The organism is Streptomyces sp. KR80 (genome assembly GCF_052245555.1).
Taxonomy (GTDB): Bacteria; Actinomycetota; Actinomycetes; order Streptomycetales; family Streptomycetaceae; genus Streptomyces.
Genome location: NZ_JBQQCD010000006.1, coordinates 291,720 through 306,001, shown reverse-complemented (window position 1 = coordinate 306,001; position 14,282 = coordinate 291,720). Strand labels below are relative to the sequence as shown.

General features: G+C 71.5%; 13 protein-coding genes. 9 read left to right on the top strand and 4 right to left on the bottom strand.

Annotation, left to right across the window (positions count from 1 at the left end):
• Positions 1 to 209: 209 nt before the first annotated feature.
• The 6 genes from ACTWQI_RS12470 to glpK all read left to right on the top strand — a co-directional run bounded on the left by ACTWQI_RS12470 (position 210) and on the right by glpK (position 6,632).
• Positions 210 to 557, top strand: a complete 348-nt coding sequence (locus ACTWQI_RS12470) for an Mpo1-like protein (protein ID WP_443269897.1) — start codon at positions 210 to 212, stop codon at positions 555 to 557.
• A gap of 52 nt (positions 558 to 609) precedes the next feature.
• Positions 610 to 1,143, top strand: a complete 534-nt coding sequence (locus tag ACTWQI_RS12465) for a Zn-ribbon domain-containing OB-fold protein (RefSeq protein ID WP_443269895.1) — start codon at positions 610 to 612, stop codon at positions 1,141 to 1,143.
• Positions 1,140 to 2,330: a lipid-transfer protein gene (locus tag ACTWQI_RS12460; protein ID WP_443269894.1), complete on the top strand. Its 1,191-nt coding sequence runs from the start codon at positions 1,140 to 1,142 to the stop codon at positions 2,328 to 2,330. The genes ACTWQI_RS12465 and ACTWQI_RS12460 overlap by 4 nt, the downstream gene beginning before the upstream one ends.
• Positions 2,331 to 2,418: 88 nt before the next feature.
• Positions 2,419 to 4,116 (top strand): GGDEF domain-containing protein, encoded by a 1,698-nt coding sequence (locus ACTWQI_RS12455; protein WP_443269893.1) that lies wholly within the window; start codon positions 2,419 to 2,421, stop codon positions 4,114 to 4,116.
• A gap of 263 nt (positions 4,117 to 4,379) precedes the next feature.
• A complete protein-coding gene (locus ACTWQI_RS12450; RefSeq protein ID WP_443269892.1) occupies positions 4,380 to 5,096 on the top strand; it encodes an MIP/aquaporin family protein in 717 nt (238 codons plus the stop codon).
• Between the two features lie 24 nt (positions 5,097 to 5,120).
• On the top strand, positions 5,121 to 6,632 hold the full coding sequence (glpK, locus tag ACTWQI_RS12445) for a glycerol kinase GlpK (protein ID WP_443269891.1): 1,512 nt from the start codon (positions 5,121 to 5,123) through the stop codon (positions 6,630 to 6,632).
• A 205-nt stretch (positions 6,633 to 6,837) separates the two neighbouring features.
• Here the strand turns inward: glpK and ACTWQI_RS12440 are convergent, their stop codons facing one another.
• Positions 6,838 to 7,446 carry a GTP-binding protein gene (locus tag ACTWQI_RS12440; protein ID WP_443269890.1) on the bottom strand — a complete coding sequence of 203 codons (609 nt, stop codon included), beginning with the start codon at positions 7,444 to 7,446 and terminating at the stop codon, positions 6,838 to 6,840.
• 223 nt (positions 7,447 to 7,669) lie between these two features.
• Here ACTWQI_RS12440 and ACTWQI_RS12435 point away from each other — a divergent pair, with 223 nt between their 5' ends.
• Positions 7,670 to 8,638, top strand: coding sequence for a hypothetical protein (locus ACTWQI_RS12435; RefSeq protein ID WP_443269889.1), 969 nt, complete (start codon positions 7,670 to 7,672; stop codon positions 8,636 to 8,638).
• 26 nt (positions 8,639 to 8,664) lie between these two features.
• On the opposite strand, the gene ACTWQI_RS12430 is transcribed toward ACTWQI_RS12435, so the two are convergent.
• The 3 genes from ACTWQI_RS12430 to ACTWQI_RS12420 are packed head-to-tail and all read right to left on the bottom strand — an operon-like array spanning position 8,665 to position 12,172.
• A complete protein-coding gene (locus tag ACTWQI_RS12430; protein ID WP_443269888.1) occupies positions 8,665 to 9,105 on the bottom strand; it encodes a DUF742 domain-containing protein in 441 nt (146 codons plus the stop codon).
• A gap of 9 nt (positions 9,106 to 9,114) precedes the next feature.
• Positions 9,115 to 9,555, bottom strand: a complete 441-nt coding sequence (locus ACTWQI_RS12425) for a roadblock/LC7 domain-containing protein (RefSeq protein WP_443269887.1) — start codon at positions 9,553 to 9,555, stop codon at positions 9,115 to 9,117.
• Positions 9,556 to 9,571: 16 nt separating this feature from the next.
• A complete protein-coding gene (locus tag ACTWQI_RS12420; RefSeq protein WP_443269886.1) occupies positions 9,572 to 12,172 on the bottom strand; it encodes a sensor histidine kinase in 2,601 nt (866 codons plus the stop codon).
• A gap of 363 nt (positions 12,173 to 12,535) precedes the next feature.
• On the opposite strand from ACTWQI_RS12420, the gene ACTWQI_RS12415 reads away from it, so the two are divergent.
• Both ACTWQI_RS12415 and ACTWQI_RS12410 read left to right on the top strand, forming a co-directional pair.
• On the top strand, positions 12,536 to 13,012 hold the full coding sequence (locus ACTWQI_RS12415; RefSeq protein ID WP_443269928.1) for a hypothetical protein: 477 nt from the start codon (positions 12,536 to 12,538) through the stop codon (positions 13,010 to 13,012).
• Between the two features lie 116 nt (positions 13,013 to 13,128).
• Entirely contained in the window at positions 13,129 to 14,280 is a 1,152-nt protein-coding gene (locus ACTWQI_RS12410; RefSeq protein ID WP_443269885.1) for an L-histidine N(alpha)-methyltransferase, read from the top strand.
• The last annotated feature ends 2 nt before the right edge of the window (positions 14,281 to 14,282 follow it).

Genomic DNA, 14,282 nt, shown 5'->3' with positions numbered 1-14,282 from the left:
ACTGGAGGCACCCGCCGATTCACCCGACGCAAAGCGGCTGGTCGGACGGTTCTGATCACGAGATCCTCCACCCAGTGACCAGCAGCTGCACCTCGGTGACCTGCGGTGGCCTCGGGGGTCAGGGCCACCCTCGCGGTCCCGCCCGTGCCGGGTCGTCGCCGCCCCGCCCGGGCGCTGACAGCGCCCGCCGACCGCACTACGGTGCGGGAATGACACAGCAGACCTTCGCGTCATACGAGGAGTTCTGGCCGTACTACGTGGCCATGCACTCCAAGGCCGCCACCCGCTGGATCCATCTGGCCGGCACGCTCACCGGCCTCGCACTGAGCGCCTACGGCCTGGTGAGCGGGCGTAAGCGCTACCTCGCCGGGCTTCCGGTCGTCGGCTACGGCACCGCCTGGCCCGCCCATTTCTTCATCGAGAAGAACAACCCGGCGACCTTCGGACATCCCGCCTGGTCGTTGCGCGGGGACGCGCAGATGATCCGGATGATGCTCGCCGGCCGCGACCACGAGCTCGCGGAGATCGCCGCCAAGTGGCTCGCCGAGAACGGCTGACCGTGGCAGACTTCTGACGTTCCGTCAGATTCGGAGAAGCCAGGGAGGGGCCGTGGCACGCACGCGTACGCCCGTGGTGGCCGGCTGGTTCCGCGGAGGGCACGGGGAAGGCACGCGGGAAGGCACGGGAAAGGGCCGGGGCGAAGGCTCCGACGACGCGGAGGGCTTCCGGCTCCTGGGCACCCGCTGCACCGCCTGCGCCTCGGTCTTCTTCCCCCGCGAGGACCACTTCTGCCGCAACCCCGCATGCGCGGGCACCGAGCTGGTGGAGGTGCCGCTCTCCCGGCGCGGCCGGGTGTGGTCCTACACCGACGGGCGCTACCGGCCCCCGCCGCCGTACGTCTCCGATCCGGCGCGCGCCTGGGAGCCGTACACGCTGGTGGCGGTCGAGCTGGAAGCCGAGCGCATGGTGGTTCTCGGGCAGGCCGCGCCCGGGGTGACCGTGGCCGATCTGGCGGTCGGCATGGAGGTCGAGGTGATCCCGGGCGTCCTCTGCGAGGACGACGAGCACATCTGGACGACGTGGCACTGGCGGCCCGTCCCGGCGGGCGCCCCGGGGACGGCGGGCGAGGAGGGTCCGTCATGACCCGGGACGTGGCGGTACTGGGCGCCGGGATGCACCCCTGGGGCAAATGGGGGCGCAGCTTCGTCGAGTACGGCACCGTGGCCGCACGCGCGGCGCTCGCCGACGCGGGCCTCGACTGGCGGGACGTCCCCTCCGTGGTCGGCGCGGACACCGTACGCGGCGGCTACCCCGGTTACGTCGCCGGCGCGACGTTCGCCCAGGCCCTCGGATGGCAGGGCGCCCGGGTCACGAGCGTGTACGCGGCCTGCGCTTCGGGCGCCCAGGCGATCGACACCGCCCGGGCCCAGATCCTCGCCGGGATGACGGACGTCGTGCTGGTGGTCGGCGCGGACGCGGCGCCGAAGGGCTTCTTCGCGCCGGCGGGCGGAGACCGGCCCGACGACCCGGACTGGCTGCGGTTCCGCATCCTGGGAGCCACCAACCCGGCGTACTTCGCGCTCTACGCCCGCCGCCGCATGGCGCTGCACGGCGACACAGCCGAGGACTTCGCCCACGTCAAGGTGAAGAACGCGGCCGCCGGGGCGCTCAACCCCAACGCCCGTTACCGCACCGCAGTCGGCGCCGAGGAGGTGGCCGCGTCGGCCGTGGTCGCCGATCCCCTGCGGCTGCTCGACATCTGTGCGACGTCCGACGGGGCGGCGGCCCTCGTCCTGAGCAGCCTGGACTACGCCCGGCGGCACGGGGCCACGGATCCGGTGCGCATCCGGGCCGTGTCGACGGTCACTCCGCGCTACCCGAGGACCGTCCCGGATCTGCCGGACATCGCCACCGACTCGGCCGCCGCCGTGGAGCCCGCACCGGAGACCTTCCGGGCCTCGATCGCCCGAACCGCCTACGAGGAAGCGGGTATCGGACCCGAGGATCTGTCCCTCGCCGAGGTCTACGACCTGTCCACGGCGCTGGAGCTGGAGTGGTACGAGGACCTGGGGCTATGCGCGGCGGGAGAGGGGGCGAAGCTGCTGCGCGAGGGAGTGACGGCGCTCGGCGGCCGGCTTCCGGTCAACCCCAGCGGCGGCCTGGCGTCCTTCGGCGAGGCAGTCCCCGCCCAGGCCATCGCCCAGGTCTGCGAACTGACCTGGCAGCTGCGCGGCCAGGCGGGCGACCGCCAGGTGCCGGGCGCGCGGGTGGGGATCACGGCGAATCAGGGCCTGTTCGGCCACGGCTCGTCGGTGATCGCGGTCCGCTGAGGACCCGTCGTGATCTACGCTCCGGAATGGCTCGTGAACTCTGCGTGAATCACGCATCGTCACCTGGGCGTTGGGTCATGATGCTGCCGTGCCCTCCTGGACGGACCATCTCCGCTTCGCCTTCCAGCCGGTCGTGAACCTCACGACCGGGTCGGTGGCGGCGCTGGAGATACTCGCCCGCCCGGAGCAGGGAGACGTACTCGCCCAGGCCCGGCGCAACTCCGGCCTCGACGGGGAGCTGGCGGCGCTCGCCGTCCAGTCGGCGGCCCGGCGGGAGACGCTGCTGCCGCTGCACGTCAACGTGTTCGCGGGGACGCCCGCCGACCTGGGCGGCCTGGCATCCCTGGGCAAGGCCGTCAGGGGGGCCGGGCGGCTGCCGTGGGAGGTGACCGTCGACCTCGGCGCCCCCTTCACCCATGTCCCGCAGCGCGCCCTGCTGTCGGCGGTGGCGCGGCTGCGCGAGGACGGCTTCCGGATCTGTGCCGACGGGGTCGGGGACGGAGACGTGCCGCTGCGGCTGCTCGCGGACCTGACGCCCGACCTGGTCAAGGTCGACCCGTCGGTGGTGGCGCGGCTCCCAGAGGACCGGGCGTACCGGGCGGTGGTTTCCGGACTGCGCCGGTTCTGCGACGAGTCGGGCGGTCAGCTGTGCGTCGAAGGCGTGGAGACCGAGCTGCAGTGCGCGGTGGCGCGGGAGATGGGCGCGCAGCTGGCACAGGGCGACCTCTTCGCACCGGCCGCGCGCCGGCCCATCGCCGATGTCTACCGTCCGGCACCGCCCCCGCTCGCGCCTGCCGGCCCATCATCCCCTCCCGGCCCGCTGGTGCTGGAGTTCGTCCAGCCTGCCGCCCTGCTGCCCGCGACCGCCTCCGCGGAAGACGTACGGGCGCTGCTCACCGGGTCTCCCGGGGTGTCCGGCGTCGTGCTGGTGGACACCGCCGGCGTGCCGGTGGGCGCCGTGAACCGGAACCGCTTCCTGCTGTCGCTCTCCGGGCGATACGGCCACGCGCTGTACGCGGACCGCCCCGCGGCGCGCCTGGCCGACCTGCCCCGCACGGTCGGCACACACGCGACGGCGTGGGAGGTGCTGGACGTGGTGGCGGCCGACGAACGGAGCCGCACAGGAGACGATGTGACGGTCGTCGACGCACAGGGCCGGTGCGTCGGAGTGGTCCACCTGGCCGACATGGTGCGGGCGCTCGCCGAGACCCGGGTGGAGGAAGCGGTCCGGCTCAATCCGCTGACCCGGCTGCCCGGCTCGGACACGATCAACTCCGAAGTGGACCGGCGCATCGGGTGCGGTTGCGCATTCACCCTGAGCTGGCTGGACGTGGACGGCTTCAAACAGGTCAACGACGGGGCCGGGTTCGCGGCGGGGGACGAGCTGATCCGGTCCGTGGGCCGTACGCTCGCCGAGGCCGTTGACGACCGGCCCAGCGCCCGGGTCGGGCACATCGGCGGTGACGACTTCCTGCTGCTGACCGATCCGGCGGCGCTGGAGCCGTTGGCCGCCGCCGTACTGGACACCCCGTGGTCGGCGGGCGGCATGCCGGTGACCCTGTCGCTCGCCACCGTGGTGTGCGCGCCGGGGGCCGTGACCGACCACCAGCAGGCCGCGGCCTGCCTGGCCCCGCTGAAGAAGGCAGCCAAGGCGCTGCGCGGGGCCAGCTGGGTGCTCGGCCGACCGGGCTCCGCACGGCAGGAGGTGCGCCGCGGAACCGTGGTGCGGGTGCCCTTCCCCCAAGGCCCCACGGCTGCCGGCCGGGGTGTTCCCGCCGCCGGTTAGTCGGTTGCTGTCAGCAACCTTGACGCTCCCTCAGCACAGGTGAAAACTGCCGGTGTCAGTTGGCATCGCCGCACGTCGGCCACGGAGTGTCCGGGCCGTCGGCCATTCCCCCTGGGCGATTCCGCTGTGTTGGCACGCTCGTCGTGGATGCCGGGCGAGGCTCGGGGCACGCTCCCCCGCCCGCCGCGCTCCGCGGGCACGGGAAGACGCACTCTGCACTGAGGACCGGGGCGAGTGCCCCGGACGAGGGCCTAGGAGCCGCCATGGAATTCTCGAATGGGAACATCTTCATCGGTGAGGTCATCGGCACCGCGATCCTGATCCTCTTCGGCGCCGGCGTCTGCGCCGCCGTCACACTCAACAAGTCGAAGGCCAGAGCCTCGGGGTGGGTCGTCATAGCCTTCGGCTGGGGCTTCGGCGTGCTGGCCGGGGCGTACACGGCCGGACCACTGTCGGGCGGGCACATCAATCCGGCCGTGACCGTCGCGATCGCCGTCGACACCGGCGAGTGGGGCAAGGTGCCGCTCTACATCCTCGGCCAGATGATCGGCGCCGCGCTGGGCGCCGTACTCGCCTGGCTCGTCTACTACGCGCAGTTCGGCGTCAACGACCAGCCCACGCTGGGGATCTTCTCGACCATTCCCGAGATCCGGAACCCGGTGGCCAACCTGGTCACCGAGGTCATCGCGACCATGGGTCTGGTGCTGCCCGTGCTGGCCTTCGGTCTCACCAAGGGGCTCGGCCAGTCCGGCACGCAGACGCTGATCGTGGCCTTCCTCGTCGTGGGCATCGGCCTCTCGCTCGGCGGGCCCACCGGCTACGCCATCAACCCGGCGCGCGACCTGGGGCCGAGAATCGTCCACGCCCTGCTGCCCATCCCCCGCAAGGGGACGTCCGACTGGGGATACTCCTGGGTGCCCGTGGCGGGCCCGCTGATCGGAGCGGTGCTGTCCGGCCTGATCTTCAACGCAGCTTTCTGAAGCCTTCTGAGTCAGGAGAGGTACATGACGGACAAGTTCGTCGCCGCAATCGACCAGGGCACCACATCCAGTCGCTGCATCATCTTCAATCAGGACGGTGCGACCGTCGCCGTCGACCAGCGCGAACACCGCCAGATATTCCCGAGGCCGGGCTGGGTGGAGCACGACGCGACCGAGATCTGGTCCAAGGTCCAGGCCGTGGTGGCGGGTGCGATCGCCAAAGCGGGGCTGCGCGCCGACCAGCTCAGTGCGCTGGGCATCACCAACCAGCGTGAGACCACGGTGCTGTGGGACCGGCAGACCGGCAAGCCGGTGCACAACGCCATCGTCTGGCAGGACACCCGGACCTCGACGCTGTGCAACGAGCTCGGCGGCTCCGACGGGCAGGACCGGTTCCGGGAGGCGACCGGACTGCCGCTCGCCAGCTACTTCTCCGGCCCCAAGGCCGCCTGGCTGCTGGACAACGTGCCCGGCCTGCGACAGCGCGCCGAGAACGGCGAGATAGCCTTCGGCACCATCGACTCCTGGCTCATCTGGAATCTCACCGGCGGCACGGACGGCGGCAAGCACGTCACCGACGTCACCAACGCGGGCCGCACGATGCTGATGAACCTCGAGACGCTGCAATGGGATCCGGCCATTCTCCAGGCGATGAACGTGCCCGAGGCGATCCTGCCGGAGATCCGCAGCTCGGCGGAGGTGTACGGCGACGCCGTCGGACAGCTGGCCGGGGTACCCGTGGCGTCCGCCCTCGGCGACCAGCAGGCGGCCGTCTTCGGCCAGACCTGCTATGGCGTCGGCGAGGCCAAGAACACCTACGGAACCGGCAGCTTCCTGCTGCTCAACACCGGCAACCGGCCGGTGCCCTCGAAGAGCGGGCTGCTGACGACGATGGGCTACCAGCTCGGCGGTGAACAGCCCGTCTACTGTCTCGAGGGCGCGATCGCGATCACCGGGGCGCTCGTCCAGTGGTTCCGCGACCAGCTCGGCATCATCCAGTCCGCCGGCGAGATCGAGGCCCTGGCGGCGAGTGTGGACGACAACGGCGGGGCGTACATCGTGCCCGCGTTCTCGGGCCTCTTCGCCCCGTACTGGCGCTCCGACGCACGAGGCGTGGTCACGGGCCTGACCCGGTACGTGACCAAGGCGCACCTGGCACGGGCGGTACTGGAGGCGACCAGCTGGCAGACGCGCGAGGTGGTGGACGCGATGTACCAGGATTCCGGCGTGCCGATCACCTCGCTGAAGGTCGACGGCGGCATGACCACGAACGAGCTGCTGATGCAGCACCAGGCGGACGTCCTGGACGTGCCGGTGATCCGCCCGGTGGTGTCCGAGACGACCTGCCTGGGCGCGGCATACGCGGCCGGCCTCGCCACCGGTGTGTGGCAGGACCTCGACGAGCTGCGCGCGCACTGGAAGCGCGACCAGGAGTGGACACCACAGATGGACGCGCAGGCGCGCGACCGCGAGTACCGCAACTGGCGCAAGGCGGTGGAGTGCAGCTTCGGCTGGCTCGACGAGGGCCAGGCGTAGGACTTCCCGGCGCCGCCTCTGAGGGCGCCTGAAGACCGGCGAGCACTCCCCCAGAGAGCCCTCCAGAGCCGCACCCGCCGCGGCCCGTACTTCGGACGGCGGAGTACGGGCCGCCTGCGCGCCGGAAGCCGGAAGGGTGTCCGCGCGCGCCCTCGGGTCCTGCGCCGCCCCGGCGCGCCCTGGGTCCGACGACCCGGCCTGCTCCTTAGATGGTCGCGGGCTGCCGTCGCCCGCCGCCGGTCTCCATTGCGTGCTCGACGACGGAGATCAGCACCTCCTTGGCGGACTCCCGGGCCCGTGCGTCGCACATCACCACCGGTACCCCGGAGTCAAGGTCCAGCGCCTCGCGGATCGCCTCGGCCGGATAGCGGTCGGCCCCGTCGAACTGGTTGACCGCGACGGTGAACGGGAGTCCGCGCTGCTCGAAGTAGTCCACGGCGGCGAAGCAGTCGCCGAGCCTACGGGTGTCGGCGAGCACGACGGCACCGAGCGCGCCCCGGGCCAGTTCGTCCCAGAGGAACCAGAAGCGGTCCTGTCCGGGCGTACCGAAGAGGTACAGCACCAGGTCCTGGCGGAGCGAGATCCGTCCGAAGTCCATGGCGACCGTGGTGGTGCGCTTGCTCTCGACTCCGTCGAGCGAGTCGGTGGGCCGGCCCGCCTCGGTGAGCAACTCTTCGGTACGCAGCGGCCTGATCTCGCTCACGGCGCCGACGAGCGTGGTCTTGCCGACCCCGAAGCCGCCCGCCACAAGGATCTTCAGTGACACCGGTTCGACCGGATCCCTACGGCGTCGGTCAGAGCGCCCGATGACCATGAGCCATTCCTTCCGATTCGCCGGATATGCAGGTCAGACGCATCCTCGATGCCAATCTCGGCAACGTGGGGTAGCAGTCAGGCACAGTACAACGTGTCGGGCCCGACGACTCCCCACCCGTCTCCTTCGGTCATCTCGCCCCTCGCGCGTCGATCCGGCTCGCGGCCCGTACCAGCGGGGTTTCTGCGCGCCGACCGCCGCCGGGTGGTGCGAACATGACCGTATGGACTGGGAAGAGGTTGCCGATCGGCTGTACGGGCTGCCGCCGGACGACTTCACCTCCGCGCGCGACGAGGCCGCGAGGAGCGCCCCCCGGGGACAGGCGGCGAAGATCCGTGCACTGCGGCGTCCGACGTTGGCCGCCTGGGCGGTCAACCTGCTCGTCCGCCGGGACCGGGACGAGATCGATGCGCTGCTCGCCCTGGGTGAGCAGCTGCGCCGCGCACACCGCGAACTGGACGGCGGGCAGCTGCGCGAGTTGTCCCACCAGCAGCACCGACTGGTGACCGCTCTCTCCCGGCGGGCCCAGCGGCTCGCCTCCGAGGCGGGCCGTCCGGTGGGCGAGGGCGTCCTGCGCGAGGTCGAAGCCACGGTGCATGCCGTACTCGCCGACCCCGATGCGGCCGACCAGCTGGCGACCGGGCGTCTGACCAAAGCCCTGGAGCCGCCTGCCGCGTTCGGTCCTCCGGTCACCGCCACCGTGCGCCGGCTGCGGCCCCGTACCGCGCCCTCGGGCCGTCCGGCCACCTCCGGGCGGTCCGGGCGGACCCGGCCGGAGGTGCGGGGACGTCCCGGGACGGTGACGCAGCTGTCCGAACGTGCCGAGGAGCAGGCGCGGGCGACGCGTGAGCTGCACGAGCAGCTGGACCGGGCCCGGAGTCTGGCCGAGGAGCTCGAGCGCACCGCCCGCGCGAGCGACCGGGAGTCCGAGACGGCCGAGCAAGAGCTCACCGACGCCGAGGAGCGCCGGCAGCGGGCCGAGACGCGGGTGCAGGAACTGGAGTCGGAGCTACGGCAGGCCCGGCAGGATTCGGCCGACGCGAAGCGGGCGGAGCGCCGCGCTCGGAGCTCGGCCCGGAAGGCCGGAGACGTGGCGGCGGACGATCGCGACCGCGCCTCGGAGGCGGCCGAGCAGGTGGAGCAGCTGCTGTCCCAGGCCGCCTCGCGCGGCGGCCGCAGGCGCAGGCGGTGAGTGTCGGCGACGGTCCGCCGATCCGGTCAGAGCGCCCGCAGCCCGGTGATCACTTCCCGTAGCACCCCCTCGTCGGGAAGCTCCGCCGGCGGCACGGGCGGTGCGACGCGGACCAGCTCCTCGTCGATGAGATCTCCGATGAGCACCCGGACGACCCCGACCGGGAGGTCGAGTTCACCGGCGAGCTCGGCCACCGACTGGGGTTCCTCCCGGCACAGATCCAGGATCTCCACGTGCTCCGGGGTCAGGCTGTGGTCGGCGGCGGCGAAACCGTCCGGAGAGTCCGCGCTGGTCTGGGCGACCACGACGGCGATCAGATCGAGCCGGTGCTCGGCCACGGCGCGCGTCCGCCCGCGCGTCATGGCGTAGGGCCGTACGACCGGTCCGGCTTCGTCGTCGAACCAGCGTGCCGTGCCCTCGCCGTCCCCGGGGTCCCCGGAGTGCAGGTGGCCCCCCGTCTCGGACATGACGTCTCGTCACCCCCCGGCGGCCGGGCCGGACCTGGGCGCGATACCCAGGTGGACTCCCACGCGCTTGACCATCAGCGTCATCTCGTACGCCACCTGGCCGATGTCCGAGTCGGCGTCGGCGAGCACCGCGAGGCAGCTGCCGTCGCCCGCGGCGGTGACGAACAGGAAGGCCTCGTCGAGTTCGACGACGGTCTGCCGAACCCGGCCGGCGTCGAAGTGGCGGCCGACGCCCTTGGCGAGGCTGTGGAATCCGGAGGCGACGGCGGCGAGGTGCTCGCCGTCCTCGCGGGTGAGCTCTTTCGACGTGCCTCTGGCCAGGCCGTCGCCGGACAGCACCAGCGCCTTGCGGATGCTGCCCACGCGCTCCACCAGCTCGTCGAGGAGCCAGTTGAGCTCCCCCGCCGGCCGCGTCGAAGCGTTGCCTGCCGTGGCGTCCAGTGCGGTCATCGAACGTTCCCCTCCGTCATTCCTGGTGCTGTCTTCCCACCGCGGACCCGGAAGAACCGGACGATCCGGTGGATGGGGAGGACCGGGTGTCCTCGCCGGTGTGTTCCCGCCCAAGCTGCCAGCCACGCTGCAGGGACGCCATACGAGACCGTACCTCGGCGGGATCACGCTCGGGTTCGTCGCCCCCGGACTCCGGGACCGGCTCCAGCCGGAACCCGGGATCGGACTTGAGCTGCGGAGCGAGATTGGCCTGCCGGACCCGGCGCGGCAGTCCCGACGAGGACAGACCGGCGCCGGTCTCCGCGGACCCGGTGCGCTCCCTCGTCTCGCCGGCCCGGGAGACGCCGCGGGGGCCCCGGTTCTCGACCGGCCTGCCGTGATCGGAGACCAGGACGGGCGAGCCGCGGCGGGGCAGCGGATCCTGCCGCGCCGACTGCCCCTGCCGTGGCCGCGGGTCCTGGCCCTGCGCCTGATCCGGCTCGCGCGCCGCCGCGCGCCGCGACAAGCGCTCGCTCGCGCGGAAGACGCGGCCCTCGTCGTCGTCCTGCAGGGCGGAGAGCGGCGGTTCGAGCTCCACGGGGCCGTCGAGTACGGGAGCCGGCTGAGGGACTCCCGCGAGGGGCACCGGGGTTTGCGCGAGCGCCGCGAACCTGTCGTCGGGCTGCTCGTACTCCCCGCTCCCGGTCTCCTCCGTGCTCTCCGGTTCGCCGTCCACGGCGCCCTGGCCGGCGGAGTCGACCAGCAGGCCGGCGGGAATGAAGACGACCGCGGTGGTGCCGCCGTACGGGGAGGTCTGCAGGGAGACGCGGACGCCGTGGCGCCTGGCGAGCCGGCTGACGACGAACAGGCCGAGCCGGTCGGTGTCGGAGAGCTCGAACTCGGGGGTCTCGGCGAGCCGCAGGTTGGCGTCCAGCAGCCCGTCGGCCGTCATGCCGAGACCTCGGTCGTGGATCTCGAGTGTGAAGCCGTTGGCCACATGCTCGCCGAGCACCTGGACGGCGGTGTGCGGAGGGGAGTAGACGGTGGCGTTCTCGAGGAGTTCGGCGATGAGGTGGGTGATGTCGGCGACGGCGGAGCCGCCCACCGCGAGCCGCGGAAGCCGCCGTATCTCGATCCGCTCGTAGTCCTCGACCTCGGCGACGGCGGCGCGCACCACGTCCATCAGCTGGATCGGCTTGCGCCACTGCCGGGACGGGGCGGCTCCGGAGAGGATGACCAGGCCCTCGGCGTGCCGGCGCATACGGGTCGTGAGGTGATCGAGCCGGAACAGGTCGGCGAGTTCCTCGGCGTCCTCGGTGCGCCGCTCCATGGCGTCGAGGAGCGTCAGCTGACGGTGCAGGAGCACCTGGCTGCGGCGGGCCAGGTTGACGAACACCTCGGAGATGCCGCGGCGCATCTCCGCCTGTTTGACGGCGGCCTCGACGGCCGCCCGCTGGAGGGTGTTGAGCGCGCGGCCGACCTGGCCCATCTCGTCCTGCCCGTACTCCAGGCGGGGAGCCTCGGTCTCGACGTCCACCTGCTCGCCGGCGGCGAGGCGGCGCATCACGCTGGGCAGCCGGACTCCGGAGACTTCGTGGGCCTCCTTGCGCAGCCGGGTCAGATCACGGACCAGCCCGCGGCCGACGCGGACCGAGACGACGATCGCGACGACCACGGCGAGGAAGCCGATGACACCGGCCACCGCGGCCTGGATGAGGACGTCGAACGCGACCGGCTGGACGCGTTCGACATAGCGCTCACCGGCTGCGATGCCCAACCGGTCGAGGTCGGAGAGGACGGTGCCCACGGCGGACTGCCAGCGCTTGGCGTCGATGGTCGTCGGAGCGTGATCCGCGTCCGCGGCGATGACCCGCTCCTCGGCGGATCGCAGGTCGACGCGTTCCGGGCTGTTCCAGTACTTGTCGTAGACCTCCCGCTCCTCGGTCGGCAGCAGAGGGAGGCTGGTGGAGTAGAGGAGCTTGCGGCCCGCGACGAGATCGGAGAAGGTGCGCAGTTCGCGGGTGCTCATGTAACCCGAAGTGAGGGCGGCGGCGAGGACCGCGTCCTCCCGGGCGAGCATCTCGCGCGCCTGGACGATGCCGACCAGCCCCCGGCCCTGCTTGTCCATCTCCGCGTCCTCGAGAGGGTTGAGGGAGCCCAGGAGCTCGAAGCAGGGGTCGATCAGCGCGTTGTACGAGGCGAAGACGTGGCCACGGGTGACCGTTCCCTCCTCGACCTTGCGGCGGAGGGCGTTCAGCCCGTCGAGGCCCTCGAGCACCTCCGTCAGCCTCGTCTGGGCGCCGGGCGAGAGGTCGTCGCGTACGTCGGCGGCGTTGCCGCGAAGCCGCGCCACGACCCGGTCGGTGACTTGCTCCTGCCGATGAAGCCGGTCGAGCCCGTCCGAGGTACGGGGATCCGCGAGATGCACCAGGGTCTGCCGGCGCTCCTTCTGGAGCACCTGAACGGTGTCCTCGGTCGGCGTTCCGACCTTCTCCACGACTTCGGCGACGTCCAGGAGTTCCATCAGCTCACGGCCGGTGATGACCGTGGCGAACGCCCAGACCGAGGCGAGAGACACCAGCGGTACCAGAAGCAGCCCCACGATCTTCCTGCGGATGGACTTCCCGCGAAAGCGCATGGCCTCCCCTACGTCAACCCCGGTTCCCGGGGCCGTTTTCCGTTCGACAGCGAGCGATAGCGAGTGTCAATAAACGGCGTGAGCCTACTACTGGTCGGGGGGCAACCCGAAGGGTTGCTGAGACGTCGCCTTGGGAGCCCGCGGAGAAGCCTGATCCTCAGTTGTCTGCTGATTCCATGACATCACAGCCTTGGCTGCGGCCGATGGCACGCGGCCGGAATGCCCGGGGCGCGAAAGTCGGCCGGAATGCCGCGCCCCACGGGAACCTCGGGCCCCGCCCGTTCGTGAATCATGTCAGGGGCATGAGGGCGGAATTCTGTTGTACGCCCCGCTTTTCGAACCGGTGCAAGCCGGGCACCCGCCCTGCAGTCGGGCACCGCACGCCCGGCGTTCGAGCAGCCTCCACGCGGGGGAGGGAAAGGTCAGATGGACACGCAGCAGGACGTCGGAGCGTGGGGCCGCCGAACGCTGTGGACCGAAGAGCCCGCCATCCGGCGGCGGATGCCCGATCCGGTCCGCGCGGCAGCGGTACGGGCCGTCATCATCGTCGCCGTAACGCTCATTCAAGCCATGATCGCGTTTCTCTGCACTCTCGCCGGATCGTGGCTCGCCTTCCCCGCCGTGCTGAGCACCGTGGCAAGCACCGTCGTCGCCACGTGGAGCGTGCTGGACATCTGGGTCACCCGCCAGGTGTGGAATCAGCGGCACGGCGTGATATCGGTGCCCAGCAGTACGGCGCGGGCACTGCGCCACGAGCGGCGGCGGGCGCGGCGAGAGGCCCGGGCGGCAGCGCGGGCGGCCCGGGGCCGGTTACCGGGACGGCGGCTGTCGCGGGCTTGATCTGTTCCCTTCGCTGCAGGTGACCCTGTGTAGGTTCAGGGGACTCGCCGGTGGGAGTGCCAACTGCCGTGCGAACATGGGGCCTTCGGGACCACACAGCGGGGGGTGCGTCGTCCATGGCCGCGCGGGAACAGGCCGTCCAGCGACTCGAGGGAGCGCTCGCCGAACCGGGGTTCTCCTGGACCCTGTGCATGGTGGGTGAGGACCAGTCCCAGAAGTTCTCGCAGCTCACTGGCGAACTGCGGGCGCCGTTCTCACGTACGGGCGACGGAAAACGGATCTCCTCCGGCTTCTCGTACTGGGGCGTGGAGTCCACCGTCGCGTGGGTGCACGCCTGCTCCGACCTCTTCTATCCGGTGATGCGGGAGAGCATCGAGTCGTTCACGCGGCGCTGGCAGCAGATCGGTGGCGCCCTCGAGGGGCAGCGGTTCCACTACGTGAGCCTGGGCACCGGCACCGGGCACAAGGACCATGCGGTGCTGGAGCGGCTGCGGCGGGACCACCCCGGCCTCTGCTACCTACCGGTCGATGTGAGCCCCGAGATGCTGCGGCTCGGTCAGCGCGAAGCCTTGCGCCACCTCGACATACCGGTGGGCAACGTGGTGCCCGTCCAGCTCGACTTCTCCGCCGCGCAGAACGTGATGGGCCTGCGCCGGCTGGTGGAGCGCCTGGTGGGCGACGAACCGGTGGTCTACTCGCTGCTGGGCAACACTCTGGCCAACTTCGAGGACGACACCGCCCTGCTGGCGCTGCTGATGGGCCAGCTTCTGCGGCCACAGGACCGGTTCATGCTGGAGGTCGCCAGCACCGAGCGGCTGGACGAGGACAGCGCAGCCGCCGCTGCGCGGGAGTACCGCGCGAGTCCCCGCTTCGGCGAGTTCGTCACCAGCGCGGTGATGCAGTACACGGACCTGCAGATCGACATGGCCAGCGTCTCCTTCGACCCGGCGGTGGAAGACGACCGGGCGCTCCTGGTCAAGGTCGTGTACCGGAACCGTACGGGCCGGCAGCTACGGCTCACCCTGCCCGACCGCAGCCGCGTGGAGTTCCCGGACGAGGACACCATCCGGCTGCTGATCACGCGCAAGTACTCGTGGGCCGGTCTGGAGAAGATGCTCGCTGACGCCGAGGCCGTGGAGGCCGCCCGTACCCGCTCGGGCTTCAACGCCGCCTTCGGCGAACCCCGGTTCGGCATGGACCTGGTTCTTCTGCAGTCCGGGGCCATCGCCGGTCACCGCCCCGTACCGCCGCCGAACCCGTTCCACTGACC

Coding starts and splice junctions, on each gene's coding strand:
- ACTWQI_RS12470 (WP_443269897.1), top strand. CDS start 210: ATGACACAGCAGACCTTCGCGTCATACGAGGAGTTCTGGCCGTACTAC.
- ACTWQI_RS12460 (WP_443269894.1), top strand. CDS start 1,140: ATGACCCGGGACGTGGCGGTACTGGGCGCCGGGATGCACCCCTGGGGC.
- ACTWQI_RS12450 (WP_443269892.1), top strand. CDS start 4,380: ATGGAATTCTCGAATGGGAACATCTTCATCGGTGAGGTCATCGGCACC.
- glpK (WP_443269891.1), top strand. CDS start 5,121: ATGACGGACAAGTTCGTCGCCGCAATCGACCAGGGCACCACATCCAGT.
- ACTWQI_RS12440 (WP_443269890.1), bottom strand. CDS start 7,446: ATGGTCATCGGGCGCTCTGACCGACGCCGTAGGGATCCGGTCGAACCG.
- ACTWQI_RS12435 (WP_443269889.1), top strand. CDS start 7,670: ATGGACTGGGAAGAGGTTGCCGATCGGCTGTACGGGCTGCCGCCGGAC.
- ACTWQI_RS12430 (WP_443269888.1), bottom strand. CDS start 9,105: ATGTCCGAGACGGGGGGCCACCTGCACTCCGGGGACCCCGGGGACGGC.
- ACTWQI_RS12425 (WP_443269887.1), bottom strand. CDS start 9,555: ATGACCGCACTGGACGCCACGGCAGGCAACGCTTCGACGCGGCCGGCG.
- ACTWQI_RS12420 (WP_443269886.1), bottom strand. CDS start 12,172: ATGCGCTTTCGCGGGAAGTCCATCCGCAGGAAGATCGTGGGGCTGCTT.
- ACTWQI_RS12410 (WP_443269885.1), top strand. CDS start 13,129: ATGGCCGCGCGGGAACAGGCCGTCCAGCGACTCGAGGGAGCGCTCGCC.